Below are 15000 nucleotides of genomic sequence, written 5' to 3'. Positions count from 1 at the left end.
CCGCCCCGTCCGTTACGCCCACCGTCTGCAACGTGGTCCGCTGCAGGTCGGCTGCACAGGGCAGCCGGCATTCTCCCCAAATGTGTGCTGGACCGGTCATGCAGTGGCGACCGCCGCAGGCCCGGAACGTATTGCCAGCCAGGAGCCGCCAACGTAAGGGACGGCATGACCGCCCGGCCGGGCGTGTAGCTGACCCCGGCAGCTCGCGCGCCCGCCACGCGCGATATCCCGCGGGCGCCCCCGGCAAGGATGTGACACACGGCCGACGGCCGCGCACGACCGACCACCATGGCACCCACCCCCCCCCATCCCGTAGGTCGTGCACCGACAGGTGTGCGACGTCTCCGCGGCGTCGCGAGCGCAGGAACGTCGCGTGCCCGCGGCCGAAGGCTGCACATTCCGGTAGGTCACGCGCCGCAGCCAATACCGGGCAATTCGCCCGATGCTAAGGTAGGGCGCCAATCCCCACCCTCTTAGCTGGATGCGCAACGACCACAACACCACCCTGGCCACGCTATTCGTCGTCGGTACCGGATGCCTGTGGGGCTTCTACTGGCTGCCGGTGCGGCGGCTCTCCGAGCTCGGCCTGTCGGGCGCCTGGGGCACGCTGGCGATCGTCGCTGTGGCCGCCCTCCTGCTGCTACCGTTCGCCGTGCGAACCTCGCACCAATCCGTACCGTCCAGCCGCGCGGCCCTGGTGTGGGTTGCCCTGGGCGGTTTCGCCTTCGTCCTCTACTCGGCCGGCCTGGTCTACGGACGCGTGGCCATCGTGGTCCTGCTGTTCTTCCTCACGCCGGTCTGGAGCACCCTGATCGGCCGCTACGTCATGGGCTGGCCGACACCATGGCCGCGCCTCGTCGCCATCGTCGTGGGTCTGGCCGGACTAGCCCTCGTGCTGGGTGCAGACGGTGCCGTCCCGCTCCCGCACGGCCTCGGCGACTGGCTCGGGCTGACCTCCGGGCTGCTCTGGGCCATCGCCACCACGGGGATCCGCTCCCGCCCGGCGGTGGCACCGGGCAAGTCTGCCTTCGTCTTCGCCCTCGGCGCCTGTATCGGTGCCGCCGTTCTCGCACCGGCCCTTGCGCCCCTGCCGCGACTGTCGGCGAGCGCCGCGGCCCCCGCGCTCGGCTGGGCCCTCGTCACCGGCGGCATCTGGTGGGGGCTGTCGATGGCCTGCCTGATGTGGGCGGCGGCCCGGCTGGAGCCCGCCCGGGTGGGCATCCTGCTGATGTCGGAGGTGCTGGTCGGCCTGATCTCGGCGGCGCTGATCGCCGGCGAGCTGCTGGGGGCGCAGGAGATCGCCGGTGGCGCCCTGGTGCTGTGCGCGGGTGTGCTGGAGGTCTGGCCGGTACGACGCAGTCGCGCCGACAACACGCCGTGATCGCCGCCCTACGGCTCGTACGGGCGATACGGGGCGACAGACCCATTTGCGAAGGGCATATGGAGCCCTTTATATCCAGTGCCTTGCAGGCTATTCCCGACGCACTGCGACACGCATGCCGCAGCGCGTTTCCTGCCGGCAAATCGCCTCGGAGCTAGTGCACTGCCGGAAACAGCGTCGCCGTGCCGGTAACGACCTCACCGTCGGCATCCGCCGGGATGTCCTGCGGTGCACCGACGACGACGGCACCCTGGCCGGCCGCAACGGCGGAGCCGAACTCGTCATAGGTGTCCGGCGCCGACGGCGACAGCCGGGTGCTCAGGCGCCACCCGTCGTCGCCCGGAGCAAACGTCCAGACGGCACCGCTGTCCCGCCCGGGCTCGTCGACACGCGGCGCGCCCACCACCGCAATGTCCCCCGCCAGGGCGACGGCGTGCCCGAACTGGTCGCGATCCGCCGGTTCCGGTGCGGTCAGCTTCGCGATCTCGCTCCAGCCTTCACCCGTGCGCCCGAAGACGTACGCGGCCCCCTCGTCGCTGCCGTCGAGGTCGGCAAAGCGTGCACCGACCAGGGCCCAATCACCGGCCAGCGCCACGGCGTCACCGAAGCCGTCGCCACCGCCGCCGTCCGACGGCGTCAGCCTTGCGGCCTGCTCCCAGCCGCTATCCCGGCGCCCGAAGACGTAGGCGCTGCCCGTCGTCTCCTTCGCCGGCACGTCGCCGCTGGCCCCCACCAGGATACGGTCTCCGTCTACGGCGACGGCGGAACCGAAGCGCTCCCCGGCGGACTTCGGCGTCAGGGACGCGGTTTTCGTCCAGCCGCCCTCCCCGCGTTCGTAGACCAGTACCACGCCCGAGTCCTCGCCGACGACGTCCGCCCCCGGGGCACCGATGGCCGCGACACCACCATCCAGGGCCACGGCAACGCCGGCCATGTCGTTCTTCCCGACCGTATCGCGCCGCAGCTTCGCGACCGGGGTCCACGCCCCGCCTTTGCGTTCGAAGAGATACGCTGCCCCCTCGTTAAGCTCGGAGAGCACCACGCCCGGCGCCCCGACGAGGACCGTGTCGCCACTGACCGCGACAGACGCGCCGAACCCGTCCGCGAGCTCGCCGTCGGACGCCTGGAGCATCGCGGCCGGCGCAATGCCACCCCCGGTGCGGTCGAACAGGTAGACCGCGCCGACGTCGTCCCGCTCAAGGTCCGTCGAGGACGCACCCACCGCGACCCGGCCGTCGTCGATGGCGACGGTGGTACCGAACACGTCACCATCCACGGCCTGCCGGGCGACAAACGTAACGGGCGACGCGGCCCCGGCACCGAACGACACCGTGATCAGCGCGGCGAACAGGACACGGCACAGGGGGCTCGCGGGAATGCAACGGTCTTTAAAGGGCATGACGTCTCCGAACAAGCAAGGGGTGAGTTTACGTTTCTAGACCCCCGGCCTTACCGGGCACTTACTCTTGCAAGCACCACAACGGGTAGAAGCGGCGCTAGCGCTGCGTTGCCGACACTCCGGCAATGAGTCCGGCATTCGGTCCGCCCCCCTTTGCCCATACGCGTTCGCTCGGCTGCCCCGAGGGATCACCCGGACAGGCTTTCCACCGTATTAATGAACGGAATTCATTACGGCATCCAATCAATCCCGTCTGGTCGAACAATATTACGGCCTTTATTGTTGTGAACATGCCGGATACGCCATCCAAGCCAACAACTGCCGCCCCCGCCGCACACAAGGGCTGGTACGTTCTGGCCATATTGAGCCTGTTGATGGGGTTCGCCTCGATTTCGACGGATCTGTATCTGCCGGCCATGCCGGCAATCGCGGATGCGCTCGGAGCGGGGGACGGAACGATCGAACTCACCGTCTCGGGCTATCTGGTCGGTTTCAGTCTCACGCAGCTGATCTGGGGTCCGGTGAGTGACCGCTTCGGGCGCCGTGTACCGGTGGCCATCGGCCTGATCCTGTTCGTCATAGGCTCGGCGGGCTGTGCCCTCTCGGACAGTGCGGCGATCATGATCGCCTGGCGGGTCGTGCAGGCCATAGGCGCTTGCGCGAGCGTTGCGCTCTCGCGCGCAATGGTCCGCGATCTGTATGACGGCAATCGGGCGGCGCAGATGATGTCGACCCTGATGACCATCATGGCAATCGCGCCCCTGCTCGGTCCACTCGTCGGCGCCCAGATTGCCGCCTTCGCCGGCTGGCGCGCGATCTTCTGGACACTGGTCGGCATCGGTGCGATCGCGCTGCTCCTGCTGCTGACACTGCCCGAGACACATGCCCCGGAACACCGCAGCCGCGAAACGTTCGCGCAGGCATTCCGTCGCTACGGCGGGCTCATTCGCCACCGGCACCTGCTCGGCTACGTCGGCGTGGGCGGGTGTTTCTACGGCGGCATGTTCGCCTATATTGCCGGGACGCCGTTCGCGTACATTGACTACTACGGCGTGCCGGACAGGCTCTACGGTTTTCTCTTCGGTGCCGGCGTGATCGGCATCATGACCACCAACCTCGTCAACGCGCGTCTGGTGCGGTATTTCGGCGTGAACCGGATGCTACTCGCGGGATCGCTGGCGGCCTTTGGCTGCGCGGCGGTCACCGGGGTGAACGCCACCACGGGCTGGGGCGGGCTCTGGGGGATCGCCGTACCGCTGTTCGCGTTCGTCTCGACCACCGGGTTCATCATCGCCAATGCCATGGCGGGCGCACTGGAGGACTTTCCCCGGCGCGCCGGCGCGGTCTCCGCCCTGGTGGGCGCGACCCAGTATGGCAGCGGCGTCGTCGGCTCCGCCCTGGTCGGGCTGCTCGCCGACGGCACGCCGCAGCCGCTCGGGCTGGTCGTCGCGATGGCGGCGACCGGCACGCTGGTCAGCTCAGGATACGTCGTCCTGATACACCGCCGAGCTCGCTAAGAGCAGCCCGCCCGAATGCGGACAGCGGTCGTGCAATCGCCTTTCGCCGCCGAACGCCCACGCCGCCCCCTACCCTTCCCGCAGCACCTATCCCGCGCGGGCCAGCGCCTGCTCCAGGTCGGCGATCAGGTCGTCCGCGTCCTCGAGGCCGACGGACAGGCGCACCATGGTCTCGCCGATGCCCCGCCGGGCACGCTCGCGTTCGTCCAGGTCGGCGTGACTGGTCATCACCGGCTGAGTCACCAGGCTCTCGACGCCGCCGAGGCTGGGAGCATTCAGGAAGAGCTCGAGGGCATCCACCATAGCCATCGCGCCGGCCGCGTCCCCTTCCAGGGTCAGCGAAAGCATGCCCCCGAAAGCGCGCATCTGCCGCCGGGCCAGGGCATGGTCCGGGTGGTCCGGCAGCCCCGGATAATGCACCTGGCGCACCGCCGGATGGTTCGCCATGGCCTCGGCGATGCGCTGGGCATTGGCGTTGTGGCGCTGCATCCGCACGTCCAGCGTGCGCAGGCTGCGCGCGAGCAGCGCAGCAGTCTCCGGCGACGGTGTCTGGCCGAGGGTCTTGCGCCAGCCAGCCACCGGCTCCAGTAGCGCCCCCGGCCCCATGACCGCGCCGGCGGTGAGGTCGCTGTGGCCACCGAGATACTTGGTCGCGCTGTGCACCACGAGATCCGCACCGAGCGCCAGGGGGTTTTGATTCACCGGCGAGGCGAAGGTGCTGTCCACCACCAGCAGCGCCCCCGCCAGGTGCGCGGCCTCGGCGACAGCGCCTATATCCAGCACGGCGAGGTCCGGATTGCCGGGCGTCTCGATGATGACGACGCCGAAACCGGCAGAGAGGACCTCGTCGAGCGCCTCCATCTCGTCGGGGAAGGCCAGGTGCCCCCGCCACCCGAGCGCCGGGAGACGCTCCGAGACCAGCTCCAGCGTGCCCCCGTAGGCGTTGCCGACCACGGCCACCCCGCCCTGCCCGTGCGCCATGCATACAGCGGAGATCGCGGCCATGCCGGCCCCGAACACCAGCGCCGCCTCACCGCCCTCCAGTGCGGCGAGCTGGCGTTCCACGGCAAAGATCGTCGGATTGCTGCCGTAGCGCGTATACAGAGGACGGCGGTCCGGTGCGGCGGCAGCCTCGCGTAGCGCCTGCGTGTCCGTAAAGCCGAAGGTGGTGGTGTTGTAGACCGGCACGTACGGCGCCCCGTAAGGGTCGGCAACCTGCCCCGCATGGATACAGCGCGTGGGGAAACGCTCATCGCTCGCCATGGGTCCTCCGTCAAGGCGTATGTGGAATTCGCAGAGGATGACCGATCCCGCGGCGTCATGCGAGGCGGCGCCCCGTCAGTCACTTCACGCCGGTGGCGGATCGCCCGGCGTCTCCTTTTCTTCCGGTCCCCGTTCACCGTTGAATCCGGCGTCGTCACGCACCGCCGGCGGTTCACCCTCCGTTTCCCCGAGCGTCGCAACGTCCCCGGGTGCGCCGCTCCCCGCAGCACGCGGATCCAGCGCCAGGACCGCCTGCGTGGTCCGCGGCACGGCGACGAATGCCCCCTTCTCCGCCTGTGACGCGGCGCGCCCGGCCGAAATCGCGATCAGCACGAGGACGACGAGCGAGGCGTGCACGCCGGCGGTGAAGAGAAACACCCCGGCGGGACCGGCCATGTCCATCACCAGCGACGCCACCGGCGGACCGATCACCGCCCCCAGGCTGAACACGAGCAGGAGCAGGCTACTGACCTCGATAAAGGCCTGATTGGGCGCATAGTCGTTGGCGTGGGCGACGCACAGGGAATACACCGGCAACGCGCTCGCCCCGAATGCGAAGGCCGCGATCTGCAGCACGTGGGCGTCCCTGCCGAACGAGCCGGCGAGCACGACCCCGCTGATGCTGGCGAAGAGGCAGGTGAACACGATCACCTTGCGCCGGTCCACGCGGTCCGACCACCATCCCAGCGGCCACTGGGTAAACACGCTGCCGAGAATCGCCACCGCCATGAACAGCCCCACCCCCATGGCGTCCAGCCCACCGGCCTCGGCAAACAGCGGGGCAAGGGTCCAGAACGTGCCGTTGGCGACGCCGACACCGAGGCAGCCGAGCACACCGACCGGCGAGACAGCCAACAGTCGCCCGAGGACCGGTGGCGCTCCGGCCTGCGCCCCCGGCGCCTGCATGGTGGTGAAGGCCACCGGGAGAATGGCCAGGGAGACGGCAATGGCCGCCAGCACCAGCGGCACCGAGTCGACCGGCCCCGCCCAGCCGAAGGCGAGCTTGCCGGCGATGAGCGCCGCCCAGCTCACGAGCATGTAGGCCGCGAGCACGCGGCCCCGTGTTGCCGTCGGGGCGAGGTCGTTGAGCCAGCTCTCGGTGGCGATGTAGAGCCCGGCGAAACCGAAGCCCACCACCATGCGCAGCCCGAACCACAACGCGTCGGTCATCAACAGCGTGTGTGCAAGCAGTCCGGCGGCCACCAGGGAGCTGAACCCCGCGAACGCCCGGATGTGCCCGACCCGGTGTATGAGCGCCGGCACCGCGAGGCAGCCGAGAATAAAACCACCGTAGTAGCCGGACCCCAGCAGCCCTATGGCCAGGTTGCTGAAGCCCATCGTCCGGGCCTCCAGGGGCACGACGACGCCCTGCAGCCCCGACCCCGTCTCCAGCAGCGCAACCGCAATCAGCAGCTGGGCAATGGAGATCAGCGTCCGTGCCATGGGTCCCACTCCTGAGCGTTGCCGGAATCCCTCCCGTTATACGCGATTCACCCGGTCGCAGGTCCGTCTCCATCGCCGGGGACCGCACCACTCTTGACCGCCATCATGGCGGGGCGCTGCCGTTGCGCGACCATTGGCGTGTTGACTCATGCGAGCGGCGGGGAGGTGATCCATGCTGCCCTACGCACCGTCCGGGGAATCGTTCCGGGCCGTCGACCGTCTCTACCACGCCTGGCAGGGGCGGCTCACCAGCGCCGTCTCACCCGCCGCCGTGGCGCTGGCGTTCCAGGACTGGGCCAGCCACCTCGGCAACTCACCCGGCAAGCAGACCGAGCTCGCCTTCAAGGCACTGAGCAAGTGGTCGCGCTGGGCGGACTTCGCCTGTCGCTGCCACATGGAAACGCACGCCCCGGACGCCATAGATCCGTTGCCTCAGGATCACCGTTTCGACCATGCCGGCTGGCGCATGCCGCCGTTCCGAATGCTCCAGCAGGGCTTCCTCCTGACCCAGCAGTGGTGGCACAACGCCACCACGGACGTCTCCGGCGTCTCGCCGCACCACCAGGACGTGGTCGCCTTCATGGCGCGCCAGTGGCTGGACGTCTTCTCGCCGGCGAACTTCCTGGCGACCAACCCGGAGCTGCTGGAGACGACGTTCCACGAGGGCGGGAACAACCTCCTGCGCGGCGCCCGCAACGCGCTTGGGGACTGGAACCGTCTGATGTCCGGCATGCCCCCGCCGCCACCGGCGGATTTCGTGGTCGGGCAGGACGTCGCGGTCACCCCCGGCAACGTCGTCTACCGCAACGGGCTGATGGAGCTTATCCAGTACACCCCCGCCACCACCGAGGTGTACGCGGAGCCGGTACTGATCACCCCGGCGTGGATCATGAAGTACTACATCCTTGATCTCTCCCCGGAGAACTCCCTGGTCCGTTACCTGGTGGCACAGGGGCACACCGTGTTCATGATCTCCTGGGTGAACCCCGGCGAGGACGACCGTGACATCGGCCTCGCCGATTACCTGGATCGCGGCTTCTACCGGGCCCTGTCCGTCGTGCGCCGGCTGATCCCCGACGTACCCGTACACACGGTGGGCTACTGCCTTGGAGGCACGCTGCTCGCAATCGCGCTCGCCGCCCTGCGGGGCGAGGCACAGCGCCAGGTGGCGAGCATGACCCTGTTCGCCGCGCAGACGGACTTCAGCGAGGCCGGTGAGCTGATGCTGTTCATCGACCCGGCTCAGGTGGCCTACCTGGACGACGTGATGTGGGATCAGGGCTACCTCGATCCCAAGCAGATGGTCGCGGCATTCCAGCTCCTGCGTGCCAACGACCTGATCTGGTCGCGCATGACCCGCAGCTACCTGCTGGGGCGTGAGGAGACGATCACGGACCTGATGGCCTGGAATGCCGACAGCACCCGGCTGCCATTCCGAATGCACTCCGAGTACCTGCACCGGCTCTTTCTCGCCAACGACCTCGCCGAGGGCCGATACCGGGTCGACGACCAGCCCATCGCACTGACGGACATCCACGTCCCCGTCTTCGCCGTTGGCACGGAGACCGACCATGTCGCACCGTGGCGCTCGGTGTACAAGATCAAGCTGCTCACCGACACGGCCGTTACCTTCGTGCTTACCAACGGCGGCCACAACGCCGGCGTGATCAGCGAGCCCGGTCATCCACACCGGCACTTCCGGATCGGCACGCGCACCGAGGGCGACCCGTACCTGGACCCGGATGAGTGGCAGGCTTCCCTCGCCCCGGTCGACGGTTCCTGGTGGCCCGCTTGGGCCGAATGGCTCGCGCGCCACTCCGGCGCCACGGTGCCGGCCCGTCCCCCCGAGCGTGGCCGTGACCGCGGGACCTCGCTGCCCGACGCCCCGGGCACGTACGTCCACATGAGCTGACCGGCATGATCAGCCCGTCCACCACAACGGGAACCACCTGTACCCGCCGCATGCCCGTCACGGCATGCCACGGCCCTCACCGGAGCCGATATGCCGACGGTTCGGGCACCGGCCGGAGCGGGCGCACGGCACGGATGTGGACTGGATCAAAGGGGACACTGGCCCGGGAATCCGACCTTCCCGCGGCCCGCATTCAGCGCAACACCGACGACACGTTCATTCTCCACCCGGCCTGATCCACGATCGGCGGCGATGAACCAGAAAAAAGGCGCGCCATGACGGCGCGCCCCTGTTACCGCTCCAGCCCGAAGGGCGGGACGCCGGTCACTCCTCGAGGGCGTTGTCGTGAACGTACTCAAGCACCTGCACGGCATCGTCCGCGTTCTGCGTGAAGATATCGATGCCGTTCTGATCGCCATCGATGGCCGGGATGCTGTCGAAGCTCACCGCCTCGAGGATATCCGTGGGGGTGGGCACGTAGACGTTGTTATCCGGATCGTACACCAGCGCCGTGACCTCGCGGTCGAACCGGGCGGTCCGGTCATAGGTGTAGTCCGAGACCAGTGCACCGAGCTCGTCGTCAACGCCGATGAAGCTGCTGATGTAGACGACCTCGTCGACGGTGAGCTCACCGGTCTTGTCGGACGCGCCGGCGATTGCGGACGCCGCGAGCGTGCCCAGCACATCCGGAGCCACCCGCAGGGTCAGGGTGCTGGAATCACCGCCCTCGTCCTGGGCCACCACGGACAGCACGTAGTAGCCATCCACCGTCTCGCCCGAACTGGCCTCCAGCAGGGCCTTGTAGATCGCGAGGTTCTCCAGCGGCGAGTCGATGGTGTTGCCCAGCAGGTCCACGAGGCGACCGGCCTCGTCGGTCACGTCCATGAGGTTCGCCTCGGTGATGGTCATGCCGTCCACCTTGGCCAGGGCCTCGGTGAGCGAGTGATCCAGCACCGACGACGGCGCCCGCGCGACATTGAGCCGCCCGAACTCCACCTCCATGACCTGGTCGGCCAGCTCATCGGGGAGCTCGCCGTCCTCCGTCAACTGCGCCACCTCGGTACAGTCGGCATTGAGGCAGGGCTGGACATTGCCGTTATCGTCCAGCACCGGATTGCCCTCGTCGTCGCGCAGGATCGCCCAGAGGTCACCGTAGTCGCCGCCCTTGGACGTGCCGGGCTCGGCGTTGCCGCGCCCGGGCTTGCCGTCACGTCCGGGGACACCGGCCCATGCCGGACGATCCGAGTCCTCCTCGGCATCCTCGCCCGCGGCGTCGCTACCGCGACGGCCTCGCATCACCTCGTCCTCCAGTGCCGAGCCACCGCCGTGGCCGCCACTGCCCTGCATGCCCTGACCACCCTGGCCACCCTGACCGCGCTGGCCACCGCCCTGGCCGCCACCACCGGCGCCCTTGCCGGCACCGTTGTGATCCTGCGCCACGGCGACACTCGTGGACGGCGCAACGATCGGCAGCGCCATCACAGACGCCGCGCCAATGGCCAGCGCGAGGCCGGTCCCGAAAAGTCCCTGTCTGATTTCCATGGTTGCGTCCTCTCTATCCCTTCCGGCAGGTGCCCCGATTCCAGGTACACCCTGCATTCCCAACAACAAGCCGGGCTGAAAATTCCGGATCACTATCACGCGTTGCCTGGCAATCCCTCCCCGACGCGCCCCGGCGACGGTCCGCCCTCAAGAGTGTGAATCCTGCTCCGGACGCTCCTCACCGCCCTCGTGGTCATCGTGGCCGTGCTCCATGCGCTCGTCCGGGTGCTCGCCGCCTGCAGCGTGGTCCTGGTCGCTGTCGTCGTGCTCCCCGCCCTCGTGCTCACCGCCCTCGCCGCCACCGCCGTCGCGGTGGCCACGGAAGACCTCGTCCTCGAGCAGGCTGCCATCGTGGCGCGGGTTGGCCGCAGAGTGACCGCCGCCCTGGTGGCCGACCCCGTCATAGCCGATACCGCGACCGGGACCGCTGTGGCCGTCGTGTCCGCCACTGTGGGCATCCTCGGCCACCGCCACGGCAACGGTTGCCAGGAGCACCGCGCCGGCGAGCACCATGACACACCGACGGATGCGCTTATTTGAGCTGCTGTTCACGTCTTGCCTCCCCGGTCAGAACCGATAGCCGAGACCGATGCGGAAGAGATCCTCGTCGCTGTCGAAGGTCTCGGTGCCCGTGTCGTAGCGGATCGAGTAGTCCTCGTAGTCCGTGCGGGTGTAGTCGAGACGGACGAAGGCGTGCTCGGAGGTCGGGACCTCGACGCCAATGCCGGCCCGCGTCGCCCACACGTCCCGCTCATCGCGCACGTGCACGCCGATGCCGTCGAAACGGTAGTCCGTGTCCAGCTCCGCGCGGACACGACCGGCCCGCGCATAGACCAGGGCGTTGCCCCCCAGGAGGTAGCCGACGCGCAGGCCCAGACCGTAGGTCGGGCCGCGGTCGACGGAGTAAATGCGTCTGTCGGGCCGCCGGGCGGAGTCCCAGCCGGCCTCGGAGTGCTCCGCCTCCGCCTCGACGCCGAGATAGAGTGACCCCAGGCGGGCGCCGTAGCCGCCGAACACGCCGGCCACGCCGCCGTCCCCGGCTCGCTCCGCGGAGAGATCCCCGACCCCGGCCTGGCCGCGGTTGTCGCCCCGGTTGTCCGTGTGCAGCGAGCCCCAACCGAGCTGGGCGCCGACGTATGGACCGGTAAACACGTCCGGGCTGCGGCTGACCGTGCGCTGCGGCGCGGCGTCGAAGAACCGGTAGCCGAGACCGAGGGTGATGGCGGATGCTTCCGGCGAGAACCGGTCGGTGCCGTTGCCGTAATCGACGTCGTAGCCGTCGTAATCCGTATAACGCCACTCCAGCCTGCCGAATAGCCGGCGTGTCAGCGACAGCTCCATACCCGTGCCGAGGCTCACGCCGCGCTGAGTCCCGGTATCGCTCACCATGCTGCCACCGTGGGCGTAATGGGTATCGAACTCGGCCGCCGACAGACCCGCATGGCCGTACAGCATCGCGCCGTCGTTGACCCAGTAGCCGAGTCGAACGCCGCCACCGTAGCGCTCGTTACGCTGTGAGCCGAAATCGCGCTCGTCGCGGTGATGTCGCCACTCCCCGTTCGCCTTATCGATCTGCGCTTCCAGCGCCAGCAGCCAGCGGTCCATGCCCCAGCCGTAGCCGACGAAGCCGCCGGCGACGGTGGAGAAGTCGCCGAAACGGCCATCCACGCTGCCGTTGCCGGAAGCCGGCCCGCGGTGACCGCTGAACTCCGCACTCGTGAACGCCCGCCCCCCATGCACGCCGACATAGGCACCGGAGCGCGACTCACCGCGCAGCGCCCGGATCGGCGGCGCGGAAAGACTCGCGTCGATACCGACGTAGGTGGTGGCGTCCTGGTAGTCCGCCGCGTCCATGTTCGACTCGCGGCGCTCGAAGATATGGCCACCAGTAAGGGTCAGCCGGGGGGTGAGCCGGTAGCTCAGGCGGAGTCCGACCCCGGTGACGTCATCGGTGCGGTCACTGTCCCTGTAATCGCTGCGCACCCAGTACACGGGGACGGAGGCACTGAACCGCCGGGTAATGCGGTGATCCAGCGTCGCCCGGGTAATACTGTCCACCGCCCCGGCCACGCCGGGCAGCGTGGTCTCCTCGATGGAGCGCGAGAAGCTCACCTCCACGCCGGTACGCGGTGTCACGTCGGTCTCCACGCGTGCCCCGGCATCCCACGCCTCGATGCGATCGAATCGCGGGTCGTCATAGTCCTGCTGCATATGACCGACCAGCAGCTCCGCCGAACCGCCCGGCAACGGCCGGGCCAGCCCCACCGCAACGGAAGCGCCGTCGCTGGAGCGCTGGAAACCGAAGTCGGTGTAGCGGTCTTCGTAGTCCCGACGGTTGACCGCCGCCTGCACGAAGGGCCGCCAGCCCGCGTCCCGCCGGAGCAGCACGCGGCCACCGAGCTCGTATTCCTGGCGGTTACGGTCGTCGTTGTTGGCGAAGCCGCCCCCGGTGAGCGGGACGTCCTCGAAGTCCAGATCCGTCGCCGTCAGCCCACCGCGCACCTCGACCCCCCCGACGGGCAGGGCCGTTCCCAGTACCGCCTGGGTCTGGTCGTACTCCGTGGGCTCGGCCGCCGTGCCGGGTGTATCGACAGCGCTGCGGTCCTCGTGATCGGAGACCGATGACAGCGAACCGAACACGCTGCCCCCGCCACGAAGCTCATAGCGCTCGTCCAGGCGGAGGTAGTGATCGGTGTAGTCCTCGTCGGAATGCCCGGTGTAGCGTGCCCGCTCTGCGCCGGCACGCAGCCTGAGCTCGTGGCGCTGCCAGTCCGACGTCGCCGATAGCCACGGCGTGACCGTCGTCACCAGCGAGGACTCAGGGTCGGAAGGCGTGGCGTAGAGGTTGTCCTCGTGCCCGCGCGTCACGCCGGCACCGAGATCGAGGTAGAAATCCCCGACGCGTACCCCCTTTGCCGCGTCCCCTTTGTTATCCGTGTCAGCGCCGTCGCCGACGCCCGTCTGTGCCGCTGCCGTGCCCCCGGCCACCACCAGCACCATTGCCAGTGGGAACAACCTGCCCCGCATCACCCCTCCGGTACTAACCTGTCCACATTCGAACCGGCCCGCCCGTCCGATTCGTCATTCGGCATATACATATCAGCATATTGCATATACCGGGGAACACCTTACCGAACGTTTCAGGTCAGGAATTGACCGGAGTCAATGACACTGCTTTTTGTGCACAGCGCGCAGAGACGGACTCTACCGCCCGGTTAGGCGGGCATCTCCACACCGTCCGCGATATAGGCAAGGGACAGCGCGTTGCGCAGCGTGATGCGCCGACCGTCGACGCCGATGATGCCCTCGCGCCCGAGCTGCGAGACGGTGCGGCTGACGGTCTCCAGGGTGATGTTCAGATAAGCCGCGATCTCCCGCCGCCCCATCGCCAGGCGCAGGCGCATGCCGTCGAAGCCGCGGCGGCAGCGGCGCTCGGCCATGTCCAGGAGGAACCCGGCAACGCGCTGCCGCGCCGAGCCCCGGCAGGCGCCGAGCAGGCGCTCCCTTGCCGTGCTGAGCTCCTCACGCAGCAGTCGGTTGACCGCCTGCCGGACGCGCGGATCCGCCGCCATAGCCTCTTCCACGGTCTCCCACGGGAGCTCGCAGACGCGGCTGCGCTCGAGCGTCACCAGCCGCTCGTCCGGGGCCATGCGTTCACCGGCATCGAGCCCGATCGGCTCGCCCGGCAGGGTGAAGCCGGCGATGACCTCCTCGCCGGTCGCCGTGTAGCGCGAGCGCTTGACCGCCCCGGAGCGCAACACCCCGAGGCAACGTCCCGGCCGCCAGCGAAGCGCCTGACGCGCCGGCAGGGTCACGCGTTGGTGCACCATCGGGGTGTCCGGCTCGCCGACGGGATTGCGCAACCCCTCCGGGAAGCACACGCGGTAGAGGTCACAGTCGGTGCAGCCCTGCAGCACCGGTATTGTGTCCCCGCGGTCAAGGGCCTGTGACGGCGCGTCGGTCGACATGGCTTACCCTCCTGATCGATCATTAACCTGCATTAAATATACATGTATTTTCCCGAGTGCAATAACAGGAGCCCGTCATGACCGAGTCCCGACCGCTAGTCTACGCCTGCTCCGGCTGCTCCAATGTCGCCCAGCTCGCAAACCGTGTCGCCGTGGCCATGGACCGCGACGGCCGCGCGGAGATGTCCTGCATTGCCGGTGTCGGCGGCGGTGTGCGCTCACTGGTGCGCCGGGCCCGCAGCGGCCGGCCCGTCATCGCCATCGACGGCTGCCCTCTGGCCTGTGTCCGCCACTGCCTCGAGGGCGTCGGCGTCACCGCCGACTACCACACGACGCTGACGGATCACGACCTGCGCAAGCGCTACCGCGAGGACTACGGCGAGGAGACGGTTGCCGAGGTGCGCCAGCGCGTCGAGGCCGAGGCCACCGGCGCGGGCCTGTTCGCGCCAGCAACGGATGCCTCCGCGGTTCGCGGCTGACCCCGCGCAAGGCCGGCCGGGACACCGCCCGTAACCGGGGCGCCCCGGCCGGGCCGAACGAAGCATCGTGGTCAACATGCATTCCAAGTGTTTCTT

Annotated in this window: 11 protein-coding genes; 4 read left to right on the top strand and 7 right to left on the bottom strand. The window is 68.8% G+C overall.

Going from position 1 to position 15000, the window contains the following annotated elements:
• Positions 1 to 481: 481 nt before the first annotated feature.
• On the top strand, positions 482 to 1381 hold the full coding sequence (locus tag ACEZHJ_RS13600) for a DMT family transporter (protein WP_018719609.1): 900 nt from the start codon (positions 482 to 484) through the stop codon (positions 1379 to 1381).
• Positions 1382 to 1535: 154 nt separating this feature from the next.
• Here the strand turns inward: ACEZHJ_RS13600 and ACEZHJ_RS13595 are convergent, their stop codons facing one another.
• Positions 1536 to 2780: a hypothetical protein gene (locus ACEZHJ_RS13595; protein ID WP_375036622.1), complete on the bottom strand. Its 1245-nt coding sequence runs from the start codon at positions 2778 to 2780 to the stop codon at positions 1536 to 1538.
• A gap of 125 nt (positions 2781 to 2905) precedes the next feature.
• Here ACEZHJ_RS13595 and ACEZHJ_RS13590 point away from each other — a divergent pair, with 125 nt between their 5' ends.
• Positions 2906 to 4297 carry a multidrug effflux MFS transporter gene (locus ACEZHJ_RS13590; protein ID WP_375036621.1) on the top strand — a complete coding sequence of 464 codons (1392 nt, stop codon included), beginning with the start codon at positions 2906 to 2908 and terminating at the stop codon, positions 4295 to 4297.
• Positions 4298 to 4384: 87 nt separating this feature from the next.
• Here ACEZHJ_RS13590 and ACEZHJ_RS13585 read toward each other — a convergent pair whose 3' ends face one another.
• Both ACEZHJ_RS13585 and ACEZHJ_RS13580 read right to left on the bottom strand, forming a co-directional pair.
• A complete protein-coding gene (locus ACEZHJ_RS13585; RefSeq protein WP_375036620.1) occupies positions 4385 to 5560 on the bottom strand; it encodes a trans-sulfuration enzyme family protein in 1176 nt (391 codons plus the stop codon).
• 84 nt (positions 5561 to 5644) lie between these two features.
• Positions 5645 to 7003, bottom strand: coding sequence for an MFS transporter (locus ACEZHJ_RS13580; protein WP_375036619.1), 1359 nt, complete (start codon positions 7001 to 7003; stop codon positions 5645 to 5647).
• A 172-nt stretch (positions 7004 to 7175) separates the two neighbouring features.
• On the opposite strand from ACEZHJ_RS13580, the gene ACEZHJ_RS13575 reads away from it, so the two are divergent.
• Entirely contained in the window at positions 7176 to 8915 is a 1740-nt protein-coding gene (locus ACEZHJ_RS13575; protein WP_259201556.1) for an alpha/beta hydrolase, read from the top strand.
• 324 nt (positions 8916 to 9239) lie between these two features.
• On the opposite strand, the gene ACEZHJ_RS13570 is transcribed toward ACEZHJ_RS13575, so the two are convergent.
• From ACEZHJ_RS13570 to ACEZHJ_RS13555, 4 genes are all read right to left on the bottom strand, one after another.
• Positions 9240 to 10457 (bottom strand): hypothetical protein, encoded by a 1218-nt coding sequence (locus tag ACEZHJ_RS13570; RefSeq protein WP_259201555.1) that lies wholly within the window; start codon positions 10455 to 10457, stop codon positions 9240 to 9242.
• Between the two features lie 147 nt (positions 10458 to 10604).
• On the bottom strand, positions 10605 to 11009 hold the full coding sequence (locus ACEZHJ_RS13565; RefSeq protein ID WP_375036618.1) for a hypothetical protein: 405 nt from the start codon (positions 11007 to 11009) through the stop codon (positions 10605 to 10607).
• A 15-nt stretch (positions 11010 to 11024) separates the two neighbouring features.
• On the bottom strand, positions 11025 to 13484 hold the full coding sequence (locus ACEZHJ_RS13560) for an outer membrane beta-barrel protein (RefSeq protein ID WP_259201553.1): 2460 nt from the start codon (positions 13482 to 13484) through the stop codon (positions 11025 to 11027).
• 188 nt (positions 13485 to 13672) lie between these two features.
• The gene (locus tag ACEZHJ_RS13555) at positions 13673 to 14425 is read right to left on the bottom strand and encodes a helix-turn-helix domain-containing protein (RefSeq protein ID WP_018718909.1); all 753 of its coding nucleotides are present in this window, start codon (positions 14423 to 14425) and stop codon (positions 13673 to 13675) included.
• 77 nt (positions 14426 to 14502) lie between these two features.
• Between ACEZHJ_RS13555 and ACEZHJ_RS13550 the strand changes: the two genes are divergently transcribed.
• The gene (locus ACEZHJ_RS13550; protein ID WP_163142421.1) at positions 14503 to 14904 is read left to right on the top strand and encodes a putative zinc-binding protein; all 402 of its coding nucleotides are present in this window, start codon (positions 14503 to 14505) and stop codon (positions 14902 to 14904) included.
• The last annotated feature ends 96 nt before the right edge of the window (positions 14905 to 15000 follow it).

The sequence above is a fragment of the Arhodomonas sp. KWT2 genome (assembly GCF_041949875.1).
Classification (GTDB): domain Bacteria; phylum Pseudomonadota; class Gammaproteobacteria; order Nitrococcales; family Nitrococcaceae; genus Arhodomonas; species Arhodomonas aquaeolei.
The sequence above is the reverse complement of the archived record's forward strand: the minus strand, read 5'-3'. Positions and strand labels throughout refer to the sequence as shown.

Excerpts from the sequence above, each read along its gene's own strand:
- ACEZHJ_RS13600 (WP_018719609.1), top strand. The coding sequence starts at position 482 with ATGCGCAACGACCACAACACCACCCTGGCCACGCTATTCGTCGTCGGT.
- ACEZHJ_RS13595 (WP_375036622.1), bottom strand. The coding sequence starts at position 2,780 with ATGCCCTTTAAAGACCGTTGCATTCCCGCGAGCCCCCTGTGCCGTGTC.
- ACEZHJ_RS13590 (WP_375036621.1), top strand. The coding sequence starts at position 2,906 with ATGAGTCCGGCATTCGGTCCGCCCCCCTTTGCCCATACGCGTTCGCTC.
- ACEZHJ_RS13585 (WP_375036620.1), bottom strand. The coding sequence starts at position 5,560 with ATGGCGAGCGATGAGCGTTTCCCCACGCGCTGTATCCATGCGGGGCAG.
- ACEZHJ_RS13580 (WP_375036619.1), bottom strand. The coding sequence starts at position 7,003 with ATGGCACGGACGCTGATCTCCATTGCCCAGCTGCTGATTGCGGTTGCG.
- ACEZHJ_RS13575 (WP_259201556.1), top strand. The coding sequence starts at position 7,176 with ATGCTGCCCTACGCACCGTCCGGGGAATCGTTCCGGGCCGTCGACCGT.
- ACEZHJ_RS13570 (WP_259201555.1), bottom strand. The coding sequence starts at position 10,457 with ATGGAAATCAGACAGGGACTTTTCGGGACCGGCCTCGCGCTGGCCATT.
- ACEZHJ_RS13560 (WP_259201553.1), bottom strand. The coding sequence starts at position 13,484 with ATGCGGGGCAGGTTGTTCCCACTGGCAATGGTGCTGGTGGTGGCCGGG.
- ACEZHJ_RS13555 (WP_018718909.1), bottom strand. The coding sequence starts at position 14,425 with ATGTCGACCGACGCGCCGTCACAGGCCCTTGACCGCGGGGACACAATA.
- ACEZHJ_RS13550 (WP_163142421.1), top strand. The coding sequence starts at position 14,503 with ATGACCGAGTCCCGACCGCTAGTCTACGCCTGCTCCGGCTGCTCCAAT.